This window comes from Mycolicibacterium arenosum, assembly GCF_024320865.1.
GTDB classification, from domain to species: Bacteria; Actinomycetota; Actinomycetes; order Mycobacteriales; family Mycobacteriaceae; genus Mycobacterium; species Mycobacterium arenosum.
Genome location: NZ_JANDBD010000006.1, coordinates 132,851 through 155,758, shown reverse-complemented (window position 1 = coordinate 155,758; position 22,908 = coordinate 132,851). Strand labels below are relative to the sequence as shown.

At 67.6% G+C, this 22,908-nt stretch carries 22 protein-coding genes; 7 read left to right on the top strand and 15 right to left on the bottom strand.

The window, feature by feature from the left end; genetic code table 11:
- Nucleotides 1-16: 16 nt before the first annotated feature.
- Nucleotides 17-634 carry a TetR/AcrR family transcriptional regulator gene (locus NM203_RS16010; protein ID WP_303624747.1) on the bottom strand — a complete coding sequence of 206 codons (618 nt, stop codon included), beginning with the start codon at nt 632-634 and terminating at the stop codon, nt 17-19.
- Between the two features lie 117 nt (nt 635-751).
- On the opposite strand from NM203_RS16010, the gene NM203_RS16005 reads away from it, so the two are divergent.
- Nucleotides 752-2,626: a bifunctional sugar phosphate isomerase/epimerase/4-hydroxyphenylpyruvate dioxygenase family protein gene (locus tag NM203_RS16005; RefSeq protein WP_255061000.1), complete on the top strand. Its 1,875-nt coding sequence runs from the start codon at nt 752-754 to the stop codon at nt 2,624-2,626.
- Here NM203_RS16005 and NM203_RS16000 read toward each other — a convergent pair.
- The gene (locus NM203_RS16000; protein WP_255060999.1) at nt 2,551-4,053 is read right to left on the bottom strand and encodes an FAD-dependent oxidoreductase; all 1,503 of its coding nucleotides are present in this window, start codon (nt 4,051-4,053) and stop codon (nt 2,551-2,553) included. The two genes, NM203_RS16005 and NM203_RS16000, sit on opposite strands and share 76 nt — an antisense overlap.
- A 145-nt stretch (nt 4,054-4,198) precedes the next feature.
- Here NM203_RS16000 and NM203_RS15995 point away from each other — a divergent pair, with 145 nt between their 5' ends.
- From NM203_RS15995 to NM203_RS15985, 3 genes are all read left to right on the top strand, one after another.
- Nucleotides 4,199-4,912, top strand: coding sequence for a GAF and ANTAR domain-containing protein (locus NM203_RS15995; RefSeq protein ID WP_255060998.1), 714 nt, complete (start codon nt 4,199-4,201; stop codon nt 4,910-4,912).
- Nucleotides 4,913-5,026: 114 nt separating this feature from the next.
- Complete coding sequence (locus NM203_RS15990; protein ID WP_255060997.1) at nt 5,027-5,956, top strand: serine hydrolase; 930 nt, start codon at nt 5,027-5,029, stop codon at nt 5,954-5,956.
- Between the two features lie 138 nt (nt 5,957-6,094).
- On the top strand, nt 6,095-8,428 hold the full coding sequence (locus NM203_RS15985) for a putative bifunctional diguanylate cyclase/phosphodiesterase (RefSeq protein WP_255060996.1): 2,334 nt from the start codon (nt 6,095-6,097) through the stop codon (nt 8,426-8,428).
- Here the strand turns inward: NM203_RS15985 and NM203_RS15980 are convergent.
- The 3 genes from NM203_RS15980 to NM203_RS15970 all read right to left on the bottom strand — a co-directional run bounded on the left by NM203_RS15980 (nt 8,425) and on the right by NM203_RS15970 (nt 9,816).
- Complete coding sequence (locus NM203_RS15980; RefSeq protein ID WP_255060995.1) at nt 8,425-8,853, bottom strand: PAS domain-containing protein; 429 nt, start codon at nt 8,851-8,853, stop codon at nt 8,425-8,427. The two genes, NM203_RS15985 and NM203_RS15980, sit on opposite strands and share 4 nt — an antisense overlap.
- A 146-nt stretch (nt 8,854-8,999) precedes the next feature.
- Nucleotides 9,000-9,230, bottom strand: a complete 231-nt coding sequence (gene mbp1, locus NM203_RS15975) for a microaggregate-binding protein 1 (protein ID WP_255060994.1) — start codon at nt 9,228-9,230, stop codon at nt 9,000-9,002.
- A gap of 73 nt (nt 9,231-9,303) precedes the next feature.
- Complete coding sequence (locus tag NM203_RS15970) at nt 9,304-9,816, bottom strand: hypothetical protein (protein WP_255060993.1); 513 nt, start codon at nt 9,814-9,816, stop codon at nt 9,304-9,306.
- 149 nt (nt 9,817-9,965) lie between these two features.
- Between NM203_RS15970 and NM203_RS15965 the strand changes: the two genes are divergently transcribed.
- Both NM203_RS15965 and NM203_RS15960 read left to right on the top strand, forming a co-directional pair.
- The gene (locus NM203_RS15965; protein WP_255061236.1) at nt 9,966-10,640 is read left to right on the top strand and encodes a response regulator transcription factor; all 675 of its coding nucleotides are present in this window, start codon (nt 9,966-9,968) and stop codon (nt 10,638-10,640) included.
- Entirely contained in the window at nt 10,640-12,142 is a 1,503-nt protein-coding gene (locus tag NM203_RS15960; RefSeq protein WP_255060992.1) for a sensor histidine kinase, read from the top strand. The genes NM203_RS15965 and NM203_RS15960 overlap by 1 nt, the downstream gene beginning before the upstream one ends.
- Here NM203_RS15960 and NM203_RS15955 read toward each other — a convergent pair.
- The 7 genes from NM203_RS15955 to NM203_RS15925 form a co-directional block, all read right to left on the bottom strand.
- The gene (locus NM203_RS15955; RefSeq protein ID WP_255061235.1) at nt 12,139-13,128 is read right to left on the bottom strand and encodes a LacI family DNA-binding transcriptional regulator; all 990 of its coding nucleotides are present in this window, start codon (nt 13,126-13,128) and stop codon (nt 12,139-12,141) included. The genes NM203_RS15960 and NM203_RS15955 overlap by 4 nt on opposite strands.
- A 5-nt stretch (nt 13,129-13,133) precedes the next feature.
- Nucleotides 13,134-13,784 carry a nucleoside/nucleotide kinase family protein gene (locus NM203_RS15950; protein WP_255060991.1) on the bottom strand — a complete coding sequence of 217 codons (651 nt, stop codon included), beginning with the start codon at nt 13,782-13,784 and terminating at the stop codon, nt 13,134-13,136.
- The gene (locus tag NM203_RS15945) at nt 13,781-14,695 is read right to left on the bottom strand and encodes a PfkB family carbohydrate kinase (protein ID WP_255060990.1); all 915 of its coding nucleotides are present in this window, start codon (nt 14,693-14,695) and stop codon (nt 13,781-13,783) included. The genes NM203_RS15950 and NM203_RS15945 overlap by 4 nt, the downstream gene beginning before the upstream one ends.
- Nucleotides 14,673-15,455: an ATP-binding cassette domain-containing protein gene (locus tag NM203_RS15940; protein ID WP_255060989.1), complete on the bottom strand. Its 783-nt coding sequence runs from the start codon at nt 15,453-15,455 to the stop codon at nt 14,673-14,675. The genes NM203_RS15945 and NM203_RS15940 overlap by 23 nt, the downstream gene beginning before the upstream one ends.
- A complete protein-coding gene (locus NM203_RS15935; protein ID WP_255060988.1) occupies nt 15,452-16,459 on the bottom strand; it encodes an ABC transporter permease in 1,008 nt (335 codons plus the stop codon). Before NM203_RS15935 ends, NM203_RS15940 begins: the two co-directional genes overlap by 4 nt.
- A 9-nt stretch (nt 16,460-16,468) precedes the next feature.
- Nucleotides 16,469-17,461: a substrate-binding domain-containing protein gene (locus NM203_RS15930; protein WP_255060987.1), complete on the bottom strand. Its 993-nt coding sequence runs from the start codon at nt 17,459-17,461 to the stop codon at nt 16,469-16,471.
- Between the two features lie 138 nt (nt 17,462-17,599).
- Nucleotides 17,600-18,772, bottom strand: coding sequence for an aromatic ring-hydroxylating oxygenase subunit alpha (locus tag NM203_RS15925; protein ID WP_408633362.1), 1,173 nt, complete (start codon nt 18,770-18,772; stop codon nt 17,600-17,602).
- Nucleotides 18,773-18,894: 122 nt separating this feature from the next.
- Between NM203_RS15925 and NM203_RS15920 the strand changes: the two genes are divergently transcribed.
- On the top strand, nt 18,895-19,527 hold the full coding sequence (locus NM203_RS15920) for a TetR/AcrR family transcriptional regulator (RefSeq protein WP_255060986.1): 633 nt from the start codon (nt 18,895-18,897) through the stop codon (nt 19,525-19,527).
- A 35-nt stretch (nt 19,528-19,562) separates the two neighbouring features.
- Here the strand turns inward: NM203_RS15920 and NM203_RS15915 are convergent, their stop codons facing one another.
- From NM203_RS15915 to NM203_RS15905, 3 genes are read right to left on the bottom strand one after another with little or no spacing between them, the layout of a single operon-like run.
- Complete coding sequence (locus NM203_RS15915) at nt 19,563-20,567, bottom strand: substrate-binding domain-containing protein (protein WP_255060985.1); 1,005 nt, start codon at nt 20,565-20,567, stop codon at nt 19,563-19,565.
- 15 nt (nt 20,568-20,582) lie between these two features.
- A complete protein-coding gene (locus tag NM203_RS15910) occupies nt 20,583-21,581 on the bottom strand; it encodes a sugar phosphate isomerase/epimerase family protein (protein WP_255060984.1) in 999 nt (332 codons plus the stop codon).
- Between the two features lie 19 nt (nt 21,582-21,600).
- Nucleotides 21,601-22,779, bottom strand: coding sequence for a Gfo/Idh/MocA family protein (locus NM203_RS15905; protein ID WP_255060983.1), 1,179 nt, complete (start codon nt 22,777-22,779; stop codon nt 21,601-21,603).
- Nucleotides 22,780-22,908 lie beyond the last annotated feature (129 nt).

The window sequence follows — 22,908 nt, the reverse complement described above, 5'->3', positions numbered from 1 at the left end:
GTGTGAGCCGGTTCGCTTATCGGGTGGTGAGCCAGCCGACGACGACGTCGCCGATCATCCGGCGCATGTGCGCCCGCTGGCCGAGTTCGGTGAAGTCCACGTCGAAGAGAAAGCCGAACGTGTACCGGTTGGCCACCTGGAACACGCAGTACGAACTGATCACGATGTGGACGTCCAGGGCTTCGACGTCGGTCCTGAACACGCCCTTCTCCCGCCCGCGGGCCAGGATCTCGTCGAGCACCGAGGTAGCCGGTCTCGACAGCGTGCGCAGGGAGTCGAGTCGGCCGATGTACTCGCCGCGGTGGATGTTCTCGATCGACACCAGGCGGATGAAGGCCTGGTGGTCGAGGTGATGGTCGAAGGTCAGCTCCGCCAGCCTGCGCATGGCGACGACCGGATCGACGTGGTCGACCTGCAGCCGCTGTTCCGCCTCCCGGATCCCGCGGTAGGCGTTCTCGAGGACGGCCATGTAGAGCTGCTCTTTGCCGCCGAAGTAGTAGTAGATCATCCGCTTGGTGGTCCGGGTGCGCTCGGCGATCTCGTCGACTCGCGCGCCGGAGTAACCGGACTCGGCGAACACCTCCGTGGCCACGGCGAGCAACTCGGCGCGGGTCCGCTCCGCGTCGCGCTGCATGTCGGGACGTGGCTGGGTGGTCACCCCGCTGAGCTTAGTGGCGACGGGCCCGATTCCCGCGCGACTCTTCCGGAATAAGTAACCATTTGGTACATTACCGATCGAAAGGGGGCGCTCATGTTGACGTCCATCGCCACCGTTTCGATCAGTGGAGCCCTCACCGAGAAGCTGCACGCGTGCGCCGCCGCCGGTTTCGACGGAGTCGAGATCTTCGAACCCGACGTCATCGCCAGCGATCACAGCCCGGAGGAGATCCGCGCCCTCGCGCAGCGTCTCGGCCTCTCGCTGGACCTCTACCAACCGCTGCGCGACATCGAGGGCGTCGACGAGCAGACCTTCGCCGAGAACCTGCGCCGCGCGGAGGCGACGTTCAGGACGGCCAGCCGGCTCGGCATCGGGACCATCCTGGTGTGCAGCAACGTCGCGACGGCGACCGTCGACTCCGACGAGGTGTCCGCCGACCAGTTGCGCCGGCTCGGCGACCTGGCGGCGACGTACGACATCCGGGTCGCCTTCGAGGCACTGGCCTGGGGCCGGTTCATCGACGACTACCGCCGGTCCTGGACGATCGTCGAGCGAGCGAATCACCCGAAAGTCGGTCTGTGCTTGGACAGCTTCCACGTCCTGTCCCGCGGCCATGACCCCGCGGCCATCCGGGACATTCCCGGCGACAAGATCTTCTATCTGCAGCTCGCCGACGCACCGGCCCTCACCATGGACGTGCTGTCCTGGAGCCGGCATCACCGGCTGTTCCCCGGCGAGGGCAGCTTCGACCTGGCCGGGTTCGTCGACCATGTGCTGGCCACCGGCTTCGACGGTCCGCTGTCCCTCGAGGTGTTCAACGACACCTTCCGGCAGACCGATCCCGACCGGACCGCGGTGCACGCGCTGCGCTCGCTGGTGTGGTTGCAGGACAAGGTCGCCGCGCTGCAACCGGAACTCGCCCGCGGCCGACTGCATGCGGTGGCGGAGGCCAAGCCGCCCAACGGTTTCGACTTCGTCGAGCTCAAGGCCGAGGACACCAGCGACATCGAGATCCTGCTCGAGCAACTCGGCTTCACGCCCAGCGGACGGCACCGCACGAAGCCGGTGACGCTGTGGGTGGCGGGTGACGCGCGGGTCGTCCTCAACGAGCAGCAGGCTCGCGATCTGCGCCCTCACGTGTCGGCGATCGGCTTCTCGGTGCCCGACGCCGCAGCGACCTCTCACCGTGCGGCGGACCTGATGGCTCCGATCGCCTACCGTCGCACCTACGCAGACGAACAGGAACTCTCGGGCGTGGTGGCCCCTGACGGGACCGAGATGTACTGGGTGACCGCCACGGGAGGTCAGCCGCCAGGGTGGATCGCCGAGTTCCACAACGGCATGCCCGCGGCAGCGTCGCCGGTCCGCGGCATCGACCACGTCAATCTGCTGCAGCCGTGGCAGACGGCCGACGAGGCGGTGCTGTTCCTCACCAGCGTGTTCGGCCTCAGCGCCGACGCGCCCGCCGAGGTTCCGGGTCCCACCGGGCTGGTGCGCAGCCAGGTCATGCGCACCGCCGACGGTTCGATTCGGTTGCCGCTCAACGTCGCTCCACACGTTCTCGACGGCTCGTCCGTACCGCAGCACATCGCCTTCGCGTGCCGCGACGTCGTCGCCCTGGCGCGCGCCGCACGTGCGCGCGGCCTCGACTTCCTACCGGTGCCGGACAACTACTACGACTACGTGGCGGGCCGCTTCGGGGTGGACGCGGACACGGTGGCGGAACTGCGCGAGTTCAACCTCCTGTACGACAGGAGCCCCGAGGGCGAGTTCGTACACTTCTACACCCGGACCGTGGGTTCGGTGTTCTTCGAATTCGTCGAGCGCCGAGGTCATTACGACGGTTACGGTACGGACAACGCGCCGATTCGACTGGCCGCCCAGCGCCAGCGTCAGACCGAGCGGGTCAGATCCCGGGTGGCGGGCCCCTCGAGGAGAGTGCCGTCGGGCGCGAACCTCGAGCCGTGAAGTGGGCACTCCCACGCGTCGTCGGCGTCGTTCCAGTTGACGATGCCGCCCAGGTGCGGGCACACCGGTGACACCACATGCTCCACGCCGCCGACGGTGCTCCTGGCCTGGAGATGCCAGGGCGGCCCGCTGACCACACCGCAGCCTTCGGGAGCGGGGTCGGACGACGCGGCCACCGGAGTCACCCATCCCTTCGCGAGGTTGAAGCCGACCTCGAGATTCGCATGCGCCGCCGTGGCCAGGCCGGAGAGCTCGTGCGGGCTCCAACTGGCGAAGGCGTCGGCCCAGTCCATCCGTCCGCCGAGGATGCGACTGCTCAACGCCAGCGCGGCAGCGGGCCCGTTCGACATCCCCCACTTGTCGAAACCGGTTGCGACGCAGATGCTGTCGAAGCCGGGAAGGATCGGACCCACGTAGGGCAGTCCATCGGCGGGTGAGTAGTCCTGCGCCGACCAGTAGTGCGTTCGAGTCGCGCCGGGATAGTGCAACGTCGCCCACTTCGCGAGTTCTTCGACCGCCGCGGCCGGACTCTTCTCCCGACCCACCGGGTGACCCGCGCCCCCGACGATCAGCACGTCACCGTGGTCGGTCGGCGCATAGCGCACCGATCGGGTTGGCGAGTCGGTCGAGATGTACATCCCCCGCGTGACATCGCCCGGCACGTCGAAGGCCATGCAGTACGACCGCTGCGCTTCGACCCGCGCGAAGAATCCGCCGCGGTCGAGAATCGGAACACCCGTCGCAAGCACGAGTTGCGTTGTCCGAACCGTGATCTCGTCGGTGTCGGCGCCTCGGACTCGCAAGCGCAGCACCCTGCCGAGACGCGAAACGCGCTGGACGCGCGAGTCCTCCCAGATCCGTCCGCCGTGTTCCAGGAGTTCGACGACCAGGCTGTCCAGCAGTGCCATCGGGTCCAGTTGAGCTTGGTCGCGCAACCGCACTCCGCCGCTGAACGGGAAGGGGACGTCCGCCTCGTCGACCCAGTCGACGCCGAGGCCCGCCGACCTGGCCGCGTCGAACTCGCGCCGCGCCGTCTCGACCCCGTCAGCCGACTGCGCATAGGTGAACGCGTCCTCGCGTTGCACGTCGATGCCACGACTCTCGCAATGACGCAACACCCACGCCTGCCCCTCGCGGTTGCCCTCGAGATACTTCGCGGTGAGATCGGGCCCGTGTTTGCCGCCCACCTTGGACAACTTGCTGCCCTGCAGCAGACTCAGCTTGGCGGTGGTGTTGCCCGTGGCCCCCGCTCCGACGAAGCGCGACTCCAGGACTAGAACGTCCTTCCCCGCTCGGGCCAGCAACACGGCCGCGATCAATCCGGTGATACCGGCGCCGACCACCACGACGTCCGCCGACGGTTCGCCGCTGATGGAATGTCGAGAAGTCGGGGTTCGAGCCCTGTCGGCTAGCCACAGTGAGGTCATTTCGCGGCGATACCCTCGCACGATCCGGCAAAACGAACGCCGCCACCGGCCGGCCTCCCACGCCGCTCCAGGCACCTGCTGACGCCTCGCTGACCGCGGCGTCACGTGGTTGCCGATCCGTCGGCGACGTATCAAAATGTGGAACGTGGAAGAGGGAGACCACAGCGACCCACCTGGCGGAGGACGCCTGCACGAAGCGCTCGAACAGCTGGTCAGCCTGCAGCGCGACGGCGTTCAGCCCGAGGACGCGCTTCGCGAACTGATCCACTCGGCGGCCTCGTCGGTACCGGGCTCTCAGTACGCGGGTATCACGCTGGTCGACGACGCAGGCAAGATCACCTCGGTCGCGGCCACGCACGATTACGCGATAGTGCTCGACGAGATCCAGAGCCAGGTGACCGAGGGGCCGTGCCTGTCGGCCGCCTGGGAGAACCACACCATCCTGGTGAACGACCTGGAATCCGACGATCGGTGGCCGCAGTACCGAACGGCGGTCCTCGAACGGACGCCGGTACGAGCGATCGCGTCCTTTCAGCTCCACACCGAGGGCCGGAGTCTGGCGGCGTTGAACTTCTACGCCGAGGCCCCCAACGCCTTCGCTTCGGACGCAGTGGAGATGGGCTTGATCTACGCGGCTCACACGACGGTCGCGTGGAACTCGGTGAGGCGCGAGCAGCAGTTCCGCACCGCGCTGTCCAGTCGCGATGTCATCGGACAGGCGAAGGGCATGCTGATGGAGCGGTTCAACATCGACGCGGTCGCCGCGTTCGAACTGCTCCGGCGACTGTCGCAGGATGCCAACGTCAAGCTCGCGCAGGTCGCTGAGCGCGTGGTCGCGGAGGGAAACGACAGCACGTAGCCGCTGCGCCGACGCATTGCGTCCCTCACACCGTCCGAGCCGGGCGATTAGGCTGGGGCAACCGGCGGGTCCAGCGTTGACCCCGCCCTCTTCCGATTCTGCGCTAGGAGAGTTATGCGTCGGCGGCTGCCGCAATGGGCGATGACGAGTACGGCGATCGTCGGTGTCGCGCTGCTCCTCAACGGGTGTGAGGCACAGGTCTGGGGCGCGCCACCCAGTGCCGAGGCGCCCCCGCAGGCGACGATCGTCGCACCGCAGGCCCCGCTTCCCGCGCCGCCCGAAGCCCCGCCCGGCCGGTCGGCGGCACCGTTCGACGGACTCGACGCCCGGATCCGGCAGGCCACCGCCACCGCGGGCGACTCCGGGGCTGACATCGAGACCGTGGTGATGGATCGCACCACCGGCCAGATCGCGTCCAACGGGGACAACAGGTCCTTCCCCATCGCGTCCGTGGTCAAGCTGTTCATCGCCGACGACCTGCTGCTGCAGGAGTCGGAGGGCAAGACGAAACTCTCCGCCGCCGACCGCCAGTCGCTGGACGTCATGCTGCGTTCCTCCGACGACAGCGCGGCCCAGAACTTCTGGGACCGAAGCGGCGGGAACGCCGTCATCGCCCGCATCAAGGCACGGTACGGCTTGGCGGGTACTACGGCGCCCTACAACAGCCACTGGGACGTAACCACAAGCACCGCAAGCGATCTCGTTCGCTACTACAACATGCTGCTGAACGGCGGCGGAGGCCTGCCGGCCGCACAGGCCAACATCATCATCGGCAACCTCGCGCAGTCCACCCCGACGGGAACCGACGGTTACCCGCAGCGGTTCGGCATCCCCGAGGGCCTGTACGCCGAGCCGGTCGCGGTCAAGCAGGGCTGGTTCTGCTGCTGGAGCGGTGCCAATCAGTTGCACGTGTCCACCGGCATCATCGGACCCGACCGCCGCTACGTGATGGCGATCAGCTCGCTGGACCCCACCGATGACGCCACCGCCCGCGCGAACATCACTGCGGCCGTGAAGACGATGTTCCCCGGCGGCAGGATCTGATCGCCGGTCGGAAATTTGCCGTGGCCGAGCAATATCCTGCTCCAGCTGTTTGACGGGCGGATCGACGAATAGCTAGATTCGACGGTGGGCGACGAGTGGAGCGCTACGGGTCCCACTCCTGAATGCTGAGGCCGAGCGATGTCCGCCAGTACATGCCGAGTGGCCCTGCTGGGGGTCGGGTGCGTCGGCGTCGTCTGGCTCCTCGGCGGATGGGGCGGGCCGCGGGTCACCGAGGTGGTCAGCGCGGGCGCGTTCTTCGTACTCGGAGTCAGCGCCCTCGCGGTATCCGGTGTCGCCGCTCGTCGGTCGCATGGTCGGCGCCGCATCGCGATGGTCCTGCTCGCGGCGGGTCTGGCCGGCTGGGTCATCGGCGACGCGGTGTCGAACTACCAACGCCTGTGGCTGCAGGATGTGCTGCCCTTTCCGTCGCTGGCCGATGCCGGCTACCTCGCCTTGCCGATCGCCGTGGGTGCGGCCGTCCTCGTCCTGCCGATCGGGCACGCCGGCACGTTCCGGACGCGCCTGCTGCTGGACGGCGTGATCGTCGCGGGGTCGGTGTTCCTGGTGTCGTGGGTCGTCGTGCTGCGGCGCGCGGCCGACGGTGAACGGGTCGGCCTGCTCGCCGAAGCCGCCGCACTCGCGTACCCACTGCTGGACGTCGCCGTCGTCACCATCATCATCGTGCTGCTGATCGTCGCCCGACCCGGACGCCGTGCGACGTTGGCCCTCCTTCTCGCCGGCATTCTGCTCATGGCGGCGTCCAACATCGTGCTGTTCTACTTGATGGTGCGGAACGCGTACGAGCGAGGCGATGCGCTCGACGCCGGTTGGGTGGCGTCGCTGGTGTGCTTCGGGCTCGCAGCGACGTACAACTGGGGTCACTCGCCGGCGGATTCCGATGTCCTGGAGGCGCCCTCACGTCTGGGCACCTGGTTGCCGTACGTCCCGCTCGTGCTGGCCGCCGTGGCCGGGTCGGTCTACCTGTTCGATTCCACTGCCGCCGTGGTGCTCGTCGTCGCGTTCGGACTCGTCGCCGCGATCCTCAGTCGACAGTTCCTGGCGCTGAACCAGAACCGGCAACTCGCCACAGCGTTGGCTCAGCAGGTCAGCCGGGACGGCCTGACCGGTCTTCTCAATCGGCGACGGTTGGTGGACCGAATCGACGAAGCGCTCCACGCGAACCGGCGGCCCTCGTCGCTGGCGGTTCTCTCGATCAGCGTGGACCATTTCCGGCTCGTCAACGACGATCTCGGCCGGTCGGTTGGCGACGCGGTACTGATCCAGATCGCCGAGCGGCTGACCTCCTGCGTTCCGGTCGCCGACTGCGTTGCGCGGTTGGACGGTGACGAGTTCGCCGTCTTCGTCGAAGATCTCGGCACCACACCCGATGCCGCGGCGCGAAAAGTGTTGGAGGCCTTCGACTCTCCGTTCACCGTCGGCGATGTCGACGTCACGCTTCGTCCCAGCATCGGCGTGGGCATCGCATCGCAGGCCGGCGATCTCGACGGCGAAGCCCTTCTCAACCGGGCCGACACCGCCATGCGCATCGCGAAGGCGGAGCGAGTCAGTGCGATTCGGATCTGCGACACCGCTTCGGCGTCACCGTCGGGTGATCGACCTCAGCAGGTGGTGGTCGATCAGCCGGGGCCGGAGGGCGACCTCGTACCCGCACAGGCGATCGGACTGCTGCGCAGAGCCATCGAGCAGGACGCTCTCACCGTCGTCTACCAACCCCAGTTCAGCCTGCCGGAGCACCGGATCACCGGCGTGGAGGCCCTGGTGCGCTGGCCCCAACCGGACGGCACCGTACTGCTCCCGGACCGGTTCCTGCCGTTGGCGCGACGACACGGACTGATGTCGGCACTCGGCGACGTCGTCGTCCGACGAGCACTCAACGACGCGGAGCTCTGGCACCGGTTCGGTTTCGACGTACCCGTCGCGGTCAACACTCCGGCGACGTCGCTAACCGATGCCCACTTCGGCTCGCGACTGGCATCGACCGTCGAGGCCCACGGCCTGCCTGCCTCGGCATTCGTCGTCGAACTGACCGAAGACTTCGCACTCACCGACATGGATCGAGTGCACACCGTCCTGAATCTGCTCAGAGACAAGGGCATTCGCGTGTCGATCGACGACTTCGGCACCGCGTACTCCGCGTTGAACTACTTGCGAGATCTTCCGTTCGACGAGCTGAAACTGGACCAGACGTTCATCTCGCCGTTGGTGCGGGAACCGCGTGCCGCCGCCATCGTGGAAGCCGTCATCGCCTTGGCACACCAACTCGGCGTGGCCGTGGTCGCCGAGGGAGTCGAAGACGCCGACACGGCACAGCGCCTCACCGAGTACGGGTGCGACACTGCGCAGGGGTACTTCTTCAGCCCTCCGCTGGGCTTCGACCAGCTCCTCGCGTTCCTCGCCGAGAACAGGCAACTCGCGCGCGACGGCGTCGATCTCGCCACCCCGACTCACTAGCTCGAACGTGTCGTCCCGTCCTGGGCAGCGCCGAGGTCGCCCATCCAGATCGGCTCGGTCAGATCTTCGAACATCAGCACCAGGGTGTCGGATCCGGCACCGAGAACGAGCGGCTGGCTGATGTGGGCATAGGCGAGCGGGGCTGTCGCGTGGGAGATGGCCACGGTGCGACCAGCCAACCGCTGCCACCCCCTCAGCGAGCCCGCGTTCGGGTCGATGTCGTCGAGGATCAGCCAGTCGGCGCGCCGCCCCAGCATCTCGTCCACCGTGAAGCCCGTCATGTCGCTCATCGCCGCGTTGGCCGCCACGATGACACCGGCGACGTCGATGGCCAGAAGTGGCACCGGCAGTTGTTCGAAGAGCGCCGACGCCGGAACGAACCCGAGAAGAGCGTCGGATCGGCGGGCACCTTCGTCGTCGTTCATCTCGCATAACCTCCCTCGCACACCATGTCGGTCGGTGCGAGCCGGGTAAACCGAACGCCGGATCGAGAGGTTTTCTGAAGATGCCGCTACACACACCGGCCCCCACTGGCGGATGCCAGTGGGGGCCGGTGTGGTCGTGTCGGGTACTACTCAGCAGCCTTCTGGCGAGCTTCTGCGGCACTTGCTGCAGCGCGTGACGCCTCCGCCTCGGCTTCCTTCTTGGCGACGTCGCGCTCCGCTTCGGCCTTGTCCTGCTGGGCCTCACCGGCTTCTTTCAGGCCGTCGTTGCCGGTCACGATGCCGGCCACTTCCTTCGCCTTGCCCACGACGTCTTCCACGACGCCCTTGACGGCGTTCTCAGGTCCGCTGTCGCTCATGACGACTCCCTTCACTCATTGGTGGCCTCCAAGTACCCGATGCGCACCCGAGACAACCCCGCAGTGGCGAGCGTCACGCGGTCGGGATCGGCGCTGGCGGTGCGGGCTGCTCGGCGCGACCGCGGTCCGGTCCGGGTCGATCCTGTGGGCCTTCCGGCGCTCCCGGTGCTCCCGGCGGCGCGCCCTCGGCCGGCGGACGGGGGCCGGATCCGGGTCCGCGCTCGCCGGGCGGCGGAGGCGGCCCGGCCGGGCCGGGGCCGCGTTCGCCGTCCCCGTGTTCGTGCGGTGCGGGGGGCGGTGCCGCCCCTGGACCCGGCGACTGCGTGGCGTACGGCGCCGTACCGACGGTCAGCGACATCATCGGGTGGGCGTCGATCGCGATTCCGCCGAGCAGGCCCACCACCAGCCCGACGCCGGCGGCACCGAGCGCAGCTCCGATCGGATGACGCTTCGCGGGTTCGCGCAGCCCGCTCCACCGGCCGCGCCGCAGCTCGGCGTTCGCCGCCGGCGGCTCGGTGGCGTTCAGCGGCTCGGTCGGTGAAGCGGACTCCATCGGCTCCGGTAGGGGTCGTTCTTCTGATGACATCAGGTGCTCCTCGTCGAATGCGGTGTGACCCGGCCGACGCTAAAGCCGCGGCGTGAAGCCAACCTGAAGACGATCGGCGACACTCGTCTTCTTCAGGCCCACTTCAGGGACCGACGGTCAGAATGGGTGGTGTGTCACCGAAGCCGACGATGCAACCCGCCCCGCGGGTGCTGGTGATCGAGGACTCCGACACCATTCGCGAGATGGTTGTCGAGGCCTTGAACGGAGCGGGTTTCGCAGCGGTCGGCCGCGCTGACGGCAGTGCCCTCGAAGACGTCCTGGACGGGCACCGGCCGGACGCCGTCATTCTGGATGTGATGATCCCCGGACGGGACGGGTTCGCTCTCATCGACGTGGTGCGCGCGTGGGGCGACGTCGGTGTCCTCATGCTGACCGCCCGCGACGCCCTGCCGGACCGGCTCCGCGGACTCGACAGCGGGGCAGACGACTACATCGTCAAGCCCTTCGAGATGACCGAGTTGATCTCGCGCATCGGAGCGGTCCTCCGGCGACGCGGACACGTGGCGGCAACCGTCGAGGTCGGTGACCTCCTCGTCGACCGAACCGCGGGCGTCGCAACTCGCGCAGGTCACCAGTTGTCCTTGACCGCAACGGAACTCAAGGTTCTCGATTTCCTCCTCGATCAACGCGGACGAATCGTCAACGCCGCCCAGATCCTCACCGCGGTCTGGGGCTACACGGCGTACGACGACAATCTCGTGCACGTGCACATCAGCAGTCTGCGGCGCAAGCTGGAGGCTCACGGGCCGCGGATCGTGCACACCGTTCGAGGTATCGGATACCGGCTGCAGGCGACTGCGTAGTGAGCGAGAGCACCCCGACGCCGACCCCCTCGCTTCGGCTCCGCGTGGTCGTCGCAGCCGTCGGCCTGCTCGCCGTGTTGCTCGTCGTCCTGGGGGTGGCGATCGATCAGCTGGTCGGCCTGCAGGCTCGCCGCGACCTGCACGACCGCCTCATGGCGACGGCGACCCGTGCCGACGCGCTGGTGACCTCGGGCGAGCCACCGTCGCAGCTGGTGGCCGAGGTCCAAGGTGGTGGCATTCGAGCCCAGGTCATCGATCCCGACGGCATCAGCTACGGCGACGCCACGCTGCCCCCGACACCCCCCGGCGAGGTTCCCCCGCCGCCGTCGCGGCCACCCCGTGACGCCCCGCGTCCAGCCGGTCCACCCGATCCACCGGGTCCGCCGCCCGAAGACGGCCCGGCGCCCCCGCGCCCACCGCCACCGCCGGAACCGACGTCGACGCGGGTCGAGCACCGGCTCCCCGACGGCGGTCGACTCGTTCTCGTCGCCGACACCACCGCGACCACCGCACTGCTGGGACAGTTGCGCACGATTCTGGTGGTGTCCGCCGTGGCGGTGCTGCTGATTGCCACCGTCGGTCTGATCGTGCTGGTTCAGGTCGCGATGAGACCGCTTCGTCGACTTGCCGGTGTAGCGGAATCCATCACGTCCGGAAACCGCGGGCGACGCGTGTGCGCTGATCGGCCCGGCACGGAACTCGGCCGTGCCGCAACGGCATTCGATATGATGCTCGATGCCTTGGAGCATTCGGAGCGTCGCTCTCAGCGCGCCGCCGACGATGCCGAACGCGCCGAGGCCGCAACCAGGAGCTTCCTCGCCGACGCCGCTCACGAACTCCGCACCCCGATCGCGGGCATTCACGCCGGAGCGGAGCAGATCGTCAGCGCCGCATCGCAGCGCTTCGACGATCCGACCGAGCGTGCCCAGCGGCACCGCGCGGAACTCGTCCTCGCCGACGCCCGTCGCGCCGGCCGGCTGGTCGCCGACATGCTCGACCTCAGCCGAATCGACGCGGGCCTTCAGCTGGACACGCTCGCCTGCGATCTGGTGGTGCTCGCCGAATCCGAACGCGAGCGGACCGCGATGCTCGCGCCGTCGCTCGTCGTGACCCGGACGGGTGTCACCGCGTTAACCCTGACCGTCGATCCCGTCCGCATCGGCCAGATCCTGAGCAATCTCGCCGACAACTCACGTCGCCACACCCGCGCCGGTGGGTCGATCAACATCGACGTTCAACGATCGGATACCACCGCCACCCTCGTCGTCACCGATACCGGCGTCGGTGTCCCCGCGGCCCAGCGGGAACGGATCTTCGAACGTCTCGTGCGGCTAGACGACGCGCGCTCCCGCGACCACGGCGGTGCCGGTCTCGGCCTGCCCATCGCCCGAGCGCTGGCCCGCGCGCACTCCGGGGACCTCGTCTGCACCGAATCGGCTACCGGAGCGCGCTTCGTGCTCACGCTGCCCGTCACCGTCCGGTCGGCTGGCGGCAGCCGCTAGACGCACCCGCACGAGTTGCGGTGGTGGAACGTCGTCGGCACCCGAATCCGCTGCGGCGTCGCCTCCTCACCCCTGATGCGGCGCAGTAGCAGCTCCACCGCGGTCGCGCCGATCGTCTCGACGTCCTGCGCCGCGGCGGTGAGCTTGGGCTCGAACAGATCCGACCACTCGAAGTCGTCGTAACACACGAAGGCGACGTCTGCCGGAATGGACAAGCCCAGACTGCGAACAGCTTTGAGCGCTCCGATCGTCATGGCGTTGTTCAACGACACCAGCGCGGTGGGCCGGTCCTCACCCGACATCAGCGCGCGCACCTCGTGTTCCGCCACGTCGGTGTTGGAGTCGCCGTCGAGGACCAGGGCCGCGTCGACGGCGATGCCGCGGTCGGCCAGTGCCGCCACGTAGCCGTCGAATCGCTCGGTGGTGGAGGATATCCCGGCGAGTCCGCGTACCACGCCGATCCGCCGGTGTCCGAGATCGAGAAGGTGCTCGGTCAGCGACCTCGCCGATGCGGAGTTCTCGGGGCCGACCTGGTCGCAGCCGATATCGACGCCGCGGTCGATCAGGACCAGAGGTGTTCGTGTACGGCGGATTTCGGGGAGGGTGGCCCGTTCCGAGCCTGCCGCGGGCGCCACGATCATCCCGTCGACCTTCCGATCGAGCAGCGAGTCCGTGACCCGTTTCTCGGATGTGACGTCGTCGTGGGAGTCTCCGACGATCAGCACGTAGCCGGCGTCCGACAGCGCCCGCTCGACGGCGTGCACGAGGCTGCCGAAGTACGGATTCGTCAACGCGGAGATCGAGAGACCGACGGTGTGCGTGCGTCCGGCGGCGAGCGACCGGGCGACGACGTTGCGGCGATAGCCGGTCTCCTTGATGGCGGCCTCGACACGCGAGCGGGTCGAGGCGTCGACCTTGCGAGTGCCGTTGATGACGTGCGAGACGGTGGACGTGGAGACTCCGGCGATGCGCGCGACGTCGCCCATCGTGGTCACGGGAGACGCACGATCCGGTCCGCGCGACCGGCGGTCGACTCGATGAGCTCGGCGTTGCGCTCATCGGACCCGAGGGCCCAGAACCTCGCCTCCTCCGGCGACCTGCCGTACGCCTCGTGTCGGCTCAGCAACCGGGTGTGGCGAACCTCGTTGTCGGGGGCCAGAAACCAGACCTCGTCGATGGCCGACCGCGCTGCGGGCCACGCCCCGGATTCCAGCAGAAGGTAATTTCCCTCGGTGACGACCAGCGGCACCGTGGGCGGAACGGGGATGGCCGACCCGATCGACTCCTCGATCTCGCGATGGAAGCGCGGAGCGTACACCACCGCGTCGTCCGCGCGCTGCGCCCGAAGGCAGGTGATGAGCCGCGCGTACCCGCCGTCGTCGAACGTGTCGTGGGCCCCTTTGCGATCCCGGCGGCCCAGGTCGATCAGGACGTCGTTGGCCAGATGAAAGCCGTCCATGGGTACCAGCACGGCGGTGTCCGGACCCAGGGCCGTGACGAGTTGCTCTGCGATGGTGGACTTCCCGGCTCCCGGAGCACCCGTGAGACCGATGATGCGGCGCGCGCCCGGAACCACCAGCGCCCTGGCCCACTGGACCAACTGGGCGAGTGTGACGTCCTGCACGTCGCGCTCGATCGTCACCGTTCCCGCCTCTGCTCACTACCGAGTCGGCTCAGCCACGCCCTCGGCCCGACCACCGAACACCGAAGTCCCGCCACGCCGGCGGAGCGTTCGATGCGCTCGGCGACACCACTGCGGTGCCGAGTCGAGAAGTACGAGTATGCACCGTGGAACGCATCGCCGGCCCCCAGAGTGTCCACCACCACCACGGGATCCACCGGGACGGAGCCGGAGTCGCCGTCCGACCACCATTGCACGGGATCGCCGCCGCGCGTCACGACGACGGTGCGGACCCCGCGGTCCATCATCGCTGCGGCCATCCCCCCCGTGCTGTCGGTGCCGGGCATGCGGAAGTCGTTGGAGCACACCATGTCGGTGGCACACGGGATGAGGTCGGTCATCACCGGTTTCCAGCGGCCGGCATCGACGACGAGCGTGGTGGATCGTGCTGCGGCGGACCGGGCCGCGGCACGGGCGATCACCGGGTGGTGGCCGTCGACGAGCACGACGGCGGCATCCGCCATCAGATCGTCGAGATCCCCCGGTGGTGACGCGGTGGAGTGCACCGCGTCCAGCGAGACGACCGATCGGTCGCCCGTGGATTCGAGCACCGACACCGCGGATACGGGGACCTGCGGGCTGGTGCCCGCCGCCGCGTCGACGACGCGGACGCCGAACGCGGCGAGGTCGGCTCGGACGAGGTCGGCAACGGGATCGTCGCCCAGTGCGGTCACCAGGATCGCGTCGCCGCCCAGGGCCGCGAAGGTGACGGCCGCGTTGGCGGCGGGTCCGCCCGCGGCCACGAACTGTGCGGCCGCGGTGCTCTTCTGGTTCGCCCCCGGTACTTCGGCGACGCGGTGGATCACGTCGAGGGTCGCCAACCCGACGAAGACTCCGACCGGAGTCTTCTCAAAGACCGGCGCGTTCCTCATCGGTCGGCTCCTCCGCACCGGTCATCAGCGCCACCACCTCGGACATCGACCGAGTCTTCGGATCGACCACGCCCGCGCGCTGCCCGAGTCGGTGGATGTGGATCCGGTCGGCCACCTCGAACACGTGCGGCATGTCGTGACTGATGAGCACCACCGGGACACCGCGGTCGCGGATGGACCGGATCAAGTCGATCACCTGTCCCGACTCCCGGACGCCGAGAGCAGCGGTCGGCTCATCCATGATGATCACGCCACGGCCGAACGCGGCGGCCCGCGCCACCGCGACGCCCTGCCGCTGCCCACCGGACAGCGTCTCCACCGCCTGGTTCACCGACTTGATGCCGATCTTGAGGTCGGCGAGGTGCTGAGCCGCCTCCTCGCGCATCCTCGGCATGTCCAGCCGGCGGAACAGGCTGCCCGCGATGCCTTTTCGTCGAATCTCGCGACCGAGGTAGAGATTCGACGCGATGTCGAGTGCCGGTACCACGGCGAGGTCCTGGTACACCGTCTCGATTCCGGCCGCCCTGGCGTCTCGAGTGTTCTTGAACGACACCGGCGTTCCGTTCATCAGGATCTCGCCCGAGTCGGGGATCACAGCACCTGCCAATACCTTGATCAGGCTGGACTTCCCGGCGCCGTTGTCACCGATGACCGCCAGCACCTCACCGTCGCGCAACTCGAAGTCGGCCCCGTTGATCGCGGTGACGTTGCCGTACTTCTTGACCAGCCCGCGTGCCTCGAGAACGGGTGCGTCGCTCATCGCGACCTCCTGCGGGTGAACTGATCCACCGCCACCGCGACGATCACCAGGATTCCGGTTGCGATGTTCTGATAGAGGCTGTCGACGCCCGCCTGAGTGAGACCGTTGCGCAGCACGCCGACGATCAGCGTGCCCACCAGCGTTCCGCCGACGCCACCCCGCCCACCGAACAGGCTGGTGCCGCCGATGACCACCGCGGTGATCGTCTCGAGATTGGCGTTCTGGTAGGCGTTCGGGTCGGCGTTCGGGATGCGACCGAGAGCAGCCCACGCCGCGATGGCCGCGATCACCCCCGTGGCGAGGTAGACCGAGAGCAGCACCCGCCCGGACTTGATACCCGACAGATCCGACGCCTGCGGATTCCCACCGACGGCGTAAATGTGTTTGCCCCAGGCTGTTTGGGACAGGGCGTACCACGTCACCAGGTAGACCAGCAGCATCGCGACCACGCCGTAGGTGGTCGAGAACGATCCCACCCGGAACGACGTGCCCAGGAAGGTGAGCGGCCCCTGCTCCACCCGGTAGGTCTCAGAGCCGGCGAGCAGCCGGGTGGCGGCCAGTATCGCGGTGAACGTTCCGAGGGTGACGATGAACGGCGGCAGTCGCAGGACCGTCACCAGCCCGCCGTTGATCGCACCGAACACGACGCACACCAGCAGCGTCAACCCCAGTGCTACAACCGGCCCGTTGGCGCCCGCGCTCTGCGCCATCACGATGGTCCCGAAGACGGCGACCGCGCCGATCGAGAGGTCGATGCCGGAGGTGAGGATGATCAGCGTCTGCCCCACCGCGAGGATGCCGACCACTACCGACTGCTGAAGGATCAGCGACACGTTCTGCGGATTGAGGAACGAATCCGCGATGGAACTGAAGATGATGACGGCGACGACGAGCGCGACCAGCGGGCCGAGCAGCGGTTCACGCAGGAGGTTGCCTACGTTGAGCCGGCTCGACACCGATGGCTTCGCCGTCGACGGCGACGTTGCGGGAGTGCCCGTGGCCATGGAACTAGCTCACCAGCAGTTCTGCTCGCCCCATGCGGTGTCCTTCGACTCGATGCCGGGGAAGGGCTTGTCCGTGACGAGCATCGAACCCGTGTCGTTGAAACCGCTCGGCTTGGTGCCGTCCTTCGCGAACTGAACCACCGCCTGCACTCCCAGCTCCGCCATCTTCGCCGGGAACTGCAGCACTGTGCCGCCGACCTTCCCGGACTTCACGTCCGCGATGCCGGTGCAGCTGCCGTCGATCGAGCCGATGGTGATCTGCGCGGTGCGGTTGGCCGACGAAATCGCCTGGTACGCACCGGCGGCCGCCGGCTCGTTGATCGTGTAGAGCGCGTTGATGCTCGGAGCTCGCGACAGGATGTTCTCCATCGCGGTCTGCGCCTTGGTCTGGTCGCCGTTGGTGTTCTCCTGGCCGACGATCTCCGGCGAGTCGTTCGTGATGCCGAAGCCCTCGAGGAAACCGTCGTGACGGAAGGTGTCGACGGTGCCACCGGGGGTTCCGTCCAGCATCACGACCTGGGGCGGTTTCCCGCCGAGAGCGGCTCTCACCCACTTGCCCTGGCTGACACCCGCGGCCTTGTTGTCGGTCGCGAACGTCGCGTCGACGGCGTCCTCGGGGTCGGTCGCGGTGTCGAGGGCGATGACCACGACACCGGCGTCGCGCGCCTTCTTGATCGCGTCGAGTACGCCGGTGGACGAGTTCGGGGTGATCAGGATGCCCTTCACGCCCTGGCCGACCATGTTCTCGATGGCCGCGACCTGGCCCTCGTTGTCGCCATCAAAAGCTCCTGCAAGCGCCACCAATTCGGCACCGTCCTTGTCGGCCTGAGCCTTGGCGGCCTCGCGGATCTTCACGAAGAACGGATTCGAATCGGTCTTCGTGATCAACCCGACCTTGACGCTGTCCGAACTCGAGCCACCGCAGGCGGTCATGCCGAGCACCACGGAGCCCACCATCAGGATCGCCCCAACCGCTCGGATGCTTGCGCGCTTGTCCAACATCTGGACTCCCTTGTCCCGATGCGACGCCGCTTGCGCCGCGTGTTCTTCGGACACTAGGACCGCGCAAGCGCTTGCGCATGCGCTTTCGCGAAAGAAATCCGAAAGCATGCGTCAGGGTGAACCGATTCACCACCGCACTCAGCTCAGGGCCACGCCCAGCTCCTGGGCGAACACGCGGATCATGTGCTGCACACCGATCTCGTTGCGGCCGATGATCATGTGGTCGTGCTGGCCGCGGCGGACGCCCTCTCCGCACTGCGGCAGCATCACGAAGTCCTCGTCGCGCACCGCAGCGTGGACGGCGTTGAAGATCATGTCGTAGCCGGCGCGGGTGGCATCGTCAGGCGCGGGCACGCGGGCCAACCAGCTGTGCCGCACGGTGCACCGCGTGGGCGAACCGGCGGGCAGGATGTCGATGACCTCGACCCCTACATTGCTGTTGGCCAGCACCAGATTCGGATAGATCCAGTAGATGACGCCCATGTTGTCGCGGACGTCCCAGGAGGCGCTTTCGTCGGACTGCAGATTGGCGATCCAGTTGAACGGAAAGCCCATCCGATGATGCTTGCCGTAGCCGTCGTGGATCGACGTGTTCGCCAGCGCGTTCTGCCCGATCAGGCTCTCGCCGTGAACGAATGGAAAGTGGTAGCTCTCGGCGAAGGCTTCCAGCGCCCCCTTCCAGGACACCTCGGACTCGAACTCCCGGACGTCGTGATAGCCGAACGACGCGTAGTCCAGTGCCGCCAGATCCGGCCCGAGGGGCCCGAGATGTTCGTCGACGTCGATGTCCGCATCGGCGGTCAGCACCGCCCAGATGAACCCGTGCCGCTCCTGATTGGGCAGCTCTACCAGTCCGTAGTCGGCCTTGTCGACCCCCGCGAAACCCGTGGCGCCCGGCACCGTGAACAACGTCCCGTCGTTCCTGTAGGTCCACGCGTGATACGGACACGTGAAACGCGTCGAGTTGCCCGACCCGCACGCCGGCATGGCGCCGCGGTGCCGGCAGTAGTTCAGGAAGACGTGACTCCGACCGTCCTTGTCGCGGGTGACCAGAAGTGAATCGCCCAGCACCGTGCGCACCACGTAGTCGCCTGCGCTGGCGACTTGGGCGCTCGAGACGATCGCCAACGGGGTCCGCCGCAGAATCTGCTGTTCCTCGATCTCGGTGATCTTGGGGTCGCGGTAGTAGTGCAGCGGCACCCTGAGAACGTCATCGGCCATCTCGGTGGTCTTGCCGAGAACCAACTGCAGAGCCCGCCTGGTCAGCTCGATGTCCGCCACTCCCGTTCGCACGGGCCCGTCAATGGTCACTGCCACTCCCTCGTCGCCGCCACACGCTGACCATACACTTGTCACTGTATGGATGGTCGAGATATCCAGTGGTCGGCGACGGTAGCGTTTTGGACCATGCACTCCAGGGATTCCGATCACTGATGCGCACGCACGGGTGGTCGGGGGCCAAGCCGGCTGACGACGAGGAGGCGATCGCACGCATCCTCGCCGCCGCCAAACGCCGAATCGACCGGCAGGGCAAGGAATTCGGCGTCTCCGATGTGGCCAAGGACGTCGGCGTCACCAGGCAGACGGTGTATCGCTACTTCCCCAGCACCGAGGCCCTGCTGTTCGCCACCTCCGTGTCCGAGGTCGGCCCCTTCCTGGACGCGCTGGCCGAACACGTCCGCGGGATCCACGATCCGGCCGACGCCGTCGTGGAGGGCCTCGCCCACACGCTCGAACGACTTCCCCACGAGAAGTACCTGGGGCTGTTGCTGACCCCTGGAAAGGCCAGCGCCTTCTCCGCGGGGGTCACCTCCGACATGGCCATGTCCTTCGGGCGTTCGCTCCTCGAACGGTTCAACGTGGACTGGAGCACGGTCGGCATGGTCGACGACGATCTCGACGGACTCGTCGAGTTCATGCTGCGGATGTTCCAGTCGCTGATCATCGATCCCGGACGCCCGCCACACGAAGGCGAGGAGTTGCGCGCGTTCCTGCACCGCTGGGTTGCGCCCGCGATCTCCGAAGCAGCTGCTGGGACCGCTCAGCGACCGGCGGGCGGACGGTAGGCCCGCCGGCCTGGCGTGGCCCTGCGCCTTTTACGTCAGCGGGTTCCGTTCTTCGCGTACTCGGCGATGGCGTCGATGTTCGACGAGTCGATGAACGCCGGCCCGGTCAGCGTCGGCATACCGCCGCCGATCGTGTTGCGGTTGTTGAGGAACAGCCATAGCGAATCGATGGCGAGGTAGCCCTGCAGGAACGGCTGCTGATCGACTGCCCACTGCACGTCGCCGCCCTTGATCGCATCGACGAGTGCGGCGTTCGTGTCGAAGGTCGCGATCTTTGCGTTGCTTCCCGCGTTGTCCACCGATTCGACGGCGGCGAGCGCGATCGGTGCGCCCAACGTGATGACGGTGTCGACGCTCGGATCCTGCTGGAGTTTGGCGGTGATGGTCGACTGGACCGACGGCATGTCGGTCCCGTTCACGTTCAGGATCTCCATCCCGCTGCCGCCCAATCCGGAAGCAACACCGGCACAGCGTGATTCGAGTGACACGTTGCCCTGGTCCTGGATGACGCAGACGACCTTCTTGGCCCCCTCCGTCGCGAGCCGCTGGCCCGCGGCTTCGCCGGAGATCCGCTCGTCCTGGCCGAAGTACGCCTTGACACCCATCGCCTTCCAGGAGTCGATTCCCGCGTTGAGTCCGACCACCGGGATGCCCGCGTCGACCGCGGCCCGCACGGACGGCTCCATCGCCTCCGGCCGGGCGAGGGTGACCGCTATAGCGGCGACGTCGCTGTCGATTGCGGACTGCACCAGAGTGGACTGCTCCGGCCCGGACAACGCCGACGAGTACTTCAGGTCGATGTTGTCCTTGACCGCGGCGGTTTCCGCACCCTTGCGGATCAGATCCCAGAACGTGTCACCGGGCGGGCCGTGGGTGATCATCGCGACGGTGAACCGGGGAGTGTCGGCCTGGCCGGCGTCCATTCCGCCGCCGGTGCTCCGCGGCTTACCCCCGGTGGCGGAGCACGCCGTCAAAACCAGTAGTGCGCTGACCGCGACCACCGCGATGCGGACACTGCCTCGCGTACGTTGAGTATTCATCTTCGTCTCTTTCGGTTAGCCGACGCTGGCTGAATTGGCGGTCTTGAGTGTTTCGGCGGCGACCTTCAGGCCCTCCAGCGGCCCGAATGCCACGTCCTCGTGCTCGATGTTGACCCACATGTCCGGGTCGACGGCTTCCAGCGCCTGGAGGAAGCGCGCCCAGAACCGAGTGTCGTGTCCCTGGCCGACGGCCACGAAGTCCCACGCGGAGTCCTCGGGCCACTTGTTCACGACGTGCCGTCCACCGAGCCCGGTCGGGTTCTGCTCCAACGGGATTCGGGTGAAGCGGTCGTCGAGCACACCGTAGATCTTGCAGTTGTCGTTGATCCGGGTGTCCTTAGCCGCGGCGTGGAAGACCAGCGGACCCAGCCACTCGATCGCCGCGACGGGGTCGATGCCCTGCCAGAAAAGATGGGACGGATCCATCTCCGCGCCAACGTGCGTTGCTCCCGTCTTCTCGACGAGGCGCTTCATCGTCGGCGGATTGAAGACGAGGTTCTGCGGGTGCATCTCGATGGCGACCTTCACCCCGTTCTCGCGGGCGAGTGCGTCGATCTCGGTCCAGAACGGGACGGCGACGTCGTCCCACTGGTAGTCGAGCGAGTCGAGGTAGCCGGAGTCCCAGGTGTTGACATGCCACGCCGGCCACTGTCCGCCGCGGTGCGCCTGCGGTAGACCGGACATCGTGACCACCCGATCCACCCCGAGCAGGCCTGCGACGCGGATCGCGTTGCGCAGATCGTCGGCGTCCTCGGACCCCACCTCGGGATCGGGGTGCAGCGGGTTGCCATTGCAGTTCAGTCCGGCGATCGAGACCCCGGTGCCGTCGAAGGTCGACAGGTATTGACGCGGCGTGAGCTCACCGGACAGCAGGTCCCTGACCGGCAGATGCGGGGTCGGCAGGAATCCGCCTGCATTGATCTCCGCGCCGGAGAGCCCGAGTGAGGCGATCACCTCCAGGGCTTCACGCAGTGGCTTGTCGTGCAGGATCGCGGTGTAGACACCGAGCTTCATCGTTCTGATTCCTCTCTCGTCAAACGACTTTGACAGTGGCGCCGCCCGACTGGGCGGACTCGGCGATGGCGGCGACGACACGTAGACCGTGCAGTCCGGCGTCGAAGTCGGGCAGTGGACCCATGTCACCGATGCCCGCGATCTGGTCGAGGAAGGCGCGGGTCTGGTACACGAACAGGTCCGCGACCCCGTGTCCGACACCGCCGGCGTCCATCGGCAGGCCTCCGCGGATGTACGGGTGGTCGGGTCCGACGATCACCCGTCGCGGGCCGCCGAGTTCGGCGCGGCCCTCGACGGTGGAGATCTCGAATTCGCCCGGCCGGTGCAGATTCCACGCCGCGGAACCCGTGGAAGCGAATAGTTCGAAGCCCAAGCCGTCGGGGAGGCTGTGCGCGACACGCGATGCCGAGAACGTCCCGACCGCGCCGTTCGCGAACGTCGCCGTGAAGGTCGCCACGTCCTCGTTCTCGACGGGTGCCAACTCGTCGCTCACCGCACCCTTGGTGTGTCCGTACGTGACACCGAGTGGCAACGGCCGCTCCCTGATGACGGTGGCAAACGCCGCACCGCCCACCTCGGTGATCGGTCCGCAGACGAACTCGCCGAGGTCGATCAGGTGACTGCCGACGTCGGCGAGGGCACCGGTGCCGGGCCCACCGCGGTATCGCCAGGTGATCGGCGACGTCGGGTCGAGGGCGTAGTCGCACCAGTAGTGCCCGTTGAAGTGCACCAGTTCGCCGATCGTGCCAGCGGCGAGCTCGCGGCGGATCTGCTCGACAGCCGGCGAGCGCCGGTAGGTGTACCCGACGGCCGTGACCCGGTCGGATCCCTCGGCCGCGGTCACCATGGCCTCCGCGTCGGCGAGTGATCCAGCCAGTGGCTTCTCGCACAGCACGTGCTTGCCGGCGGCGAGCAGTCCTTCGACGATCTCGCGGTGCAGGTGATTGGCGACGACGACGCTGACGGCGTCGATGTCGGACGCCTCGGCGATCGAACGCCAGTCGTACTCGGCTCGCTCGTACCCGTACCGCCGTGCGGTGTCGTCGGCGACGGCCTCGTTGGTATCGGCGATGGCCACCAGTCGGACGTTGGGCCGGTCGGTACCGAAGACGGTGGTGGCGGAACGGTAACCGGCGGCGTGCGCCCGCCCGGCCATTCCTCCACCGATGACGGCGACTCCGATCGATGGCTTTGTCACTCGCACTGCTCCTTGTCATGTCGGGAGGTGAGCCCTTTGTGGACTCCTCCAGCGGATGCGTGTTGTCCGGTCTATTAGACCGGTCTAGTTCCGCTACTATGAGCGCTGTCACACCCGGCTGTCAACCCC

Excerpts from the sequence above, each read along its gene's own strand:
- NM203_RS15930 (WP_255060987.1), bottom strand. The coding sequence starts at position 17,461 with ATGTTGGACAAGCGCGCAAGCATCCGAGCGGTTGGGGCGATCCTGATG.
- NM203_RS15985 (WP_255060996.1), top strand. The coding sequence starts at position 6,095 with ATGTCCGCCAGTACATGCCGAGTGGCCCTGCTGGGGGTCGGGTGCGTC.
- NM203_RS15940 (WP_255060989.1), bottom strand. The coding sequence starts at position 15,455 with ATGAGCGACGCACCCGTTCTCGAGGCACGCGGGCTGGTCAAGAAGTAC.
- NM203_RS15910 (WP_255060984.1), bottom strand. The coding sequence starts at position 21,581 with ATGAAGCTCGGTGTCTACACCGCGATCCTGCACGACAAGCCACTGCGT.
- NM203_RS16010 (WP_303624747.1), bottom strand. The coding sequence starts at position 634 with ATGCAGCGCGACGCGGAGCGGACCCGCGCCGAGTTGCTCGCCGTGGCC.
- NM203_RS15965 (WP_255061236.1), top strand. The coding sequence starts at position 9,966 with ATGCAACCCGCCCCGCGGGTGCTGGTGATCGAGGACTCCGACACCATT.
- NM203_RS15990 (WP_255060997.1), top strand. The coding sequence starts at position 5,027 with ATGCGTCGGCGGCTGCCGCAATGGGCGATGACGAGTACGGCGATCGTC.
- NM203_RS16005 (WP_255061000.1), top strand. The coding sequence starts at position 752 with ATGTTGACGTCCATCGCCACCGTTTCGATCAGTGGAGCCCTCACCGAG.
- NM203_RS16000 (WP_255060999.1), bottom strand. The coding sequence starts at position 4,053 with ATGACCTCACTGTGGCTAGCCGACAGGGCTCGAACCCCGACTTCTCGA.
- NM203_RS15915 (WP_255060985.1), bottom strand. The coding sequence starts at position 20,567 with ATGAATACTCAACGTACGCGAGGCAGTGTCCGCATCGCGGTGGTCGCG.
- NM203_RS15980 (WP_255060995.1), bottom strand. The coding sequence starts at position 8,853 with ATGAACGACGACGAAGGTGCCCGCCGATCCGACGCTCTTCTCGGGTTC.
- NM203_RS15935 (WP_255060988.1), bottom strand. The coding sequence starts at position 16,459 with ATGGCCACGGGCACTCCCGCAACGTCGCCGTCGACGGCGAAGCCATCG.
- NM203_RS15945 (WP_255060990.1), bottom strand. The coding sequence starts at position 14,695 with ATGAGGAACGCGCCGGTCTTTGAGAAGACTCCGGTCGGAGTCTTCGTC.
- NM203_RS15920 (WP_255060986.1), top strand. The coding sequence starts at position 18,895 with ATGCGCACGCACGGGTGGTCGGGGGCCAAGCCGGCTGACGACGAGGAG.
- NM203_RS15970 (WP_255060993.1), bottom strand. The coding sequence starts at position 9,816 with ATGTCATCAGAAGAACGACCCCTACCGGAGCCGATGGAGTCCGCTTCA.
- NM203_RS15955 (WP_255061235.1), bottom strand. The coding sequence starts at position 13,128 with ATGGGCGACGTCGCGCGCATCGCCGGAGTCTCCACGTCCACCGTCTCG.
- mbp1 (WP_255060994.1), bottom strand. The coding sequence starts at position 9,230 with ATGAGCGACAGCGGACCTGAGAACGCCGTCAAGGGCGTCGTGGAAGAC.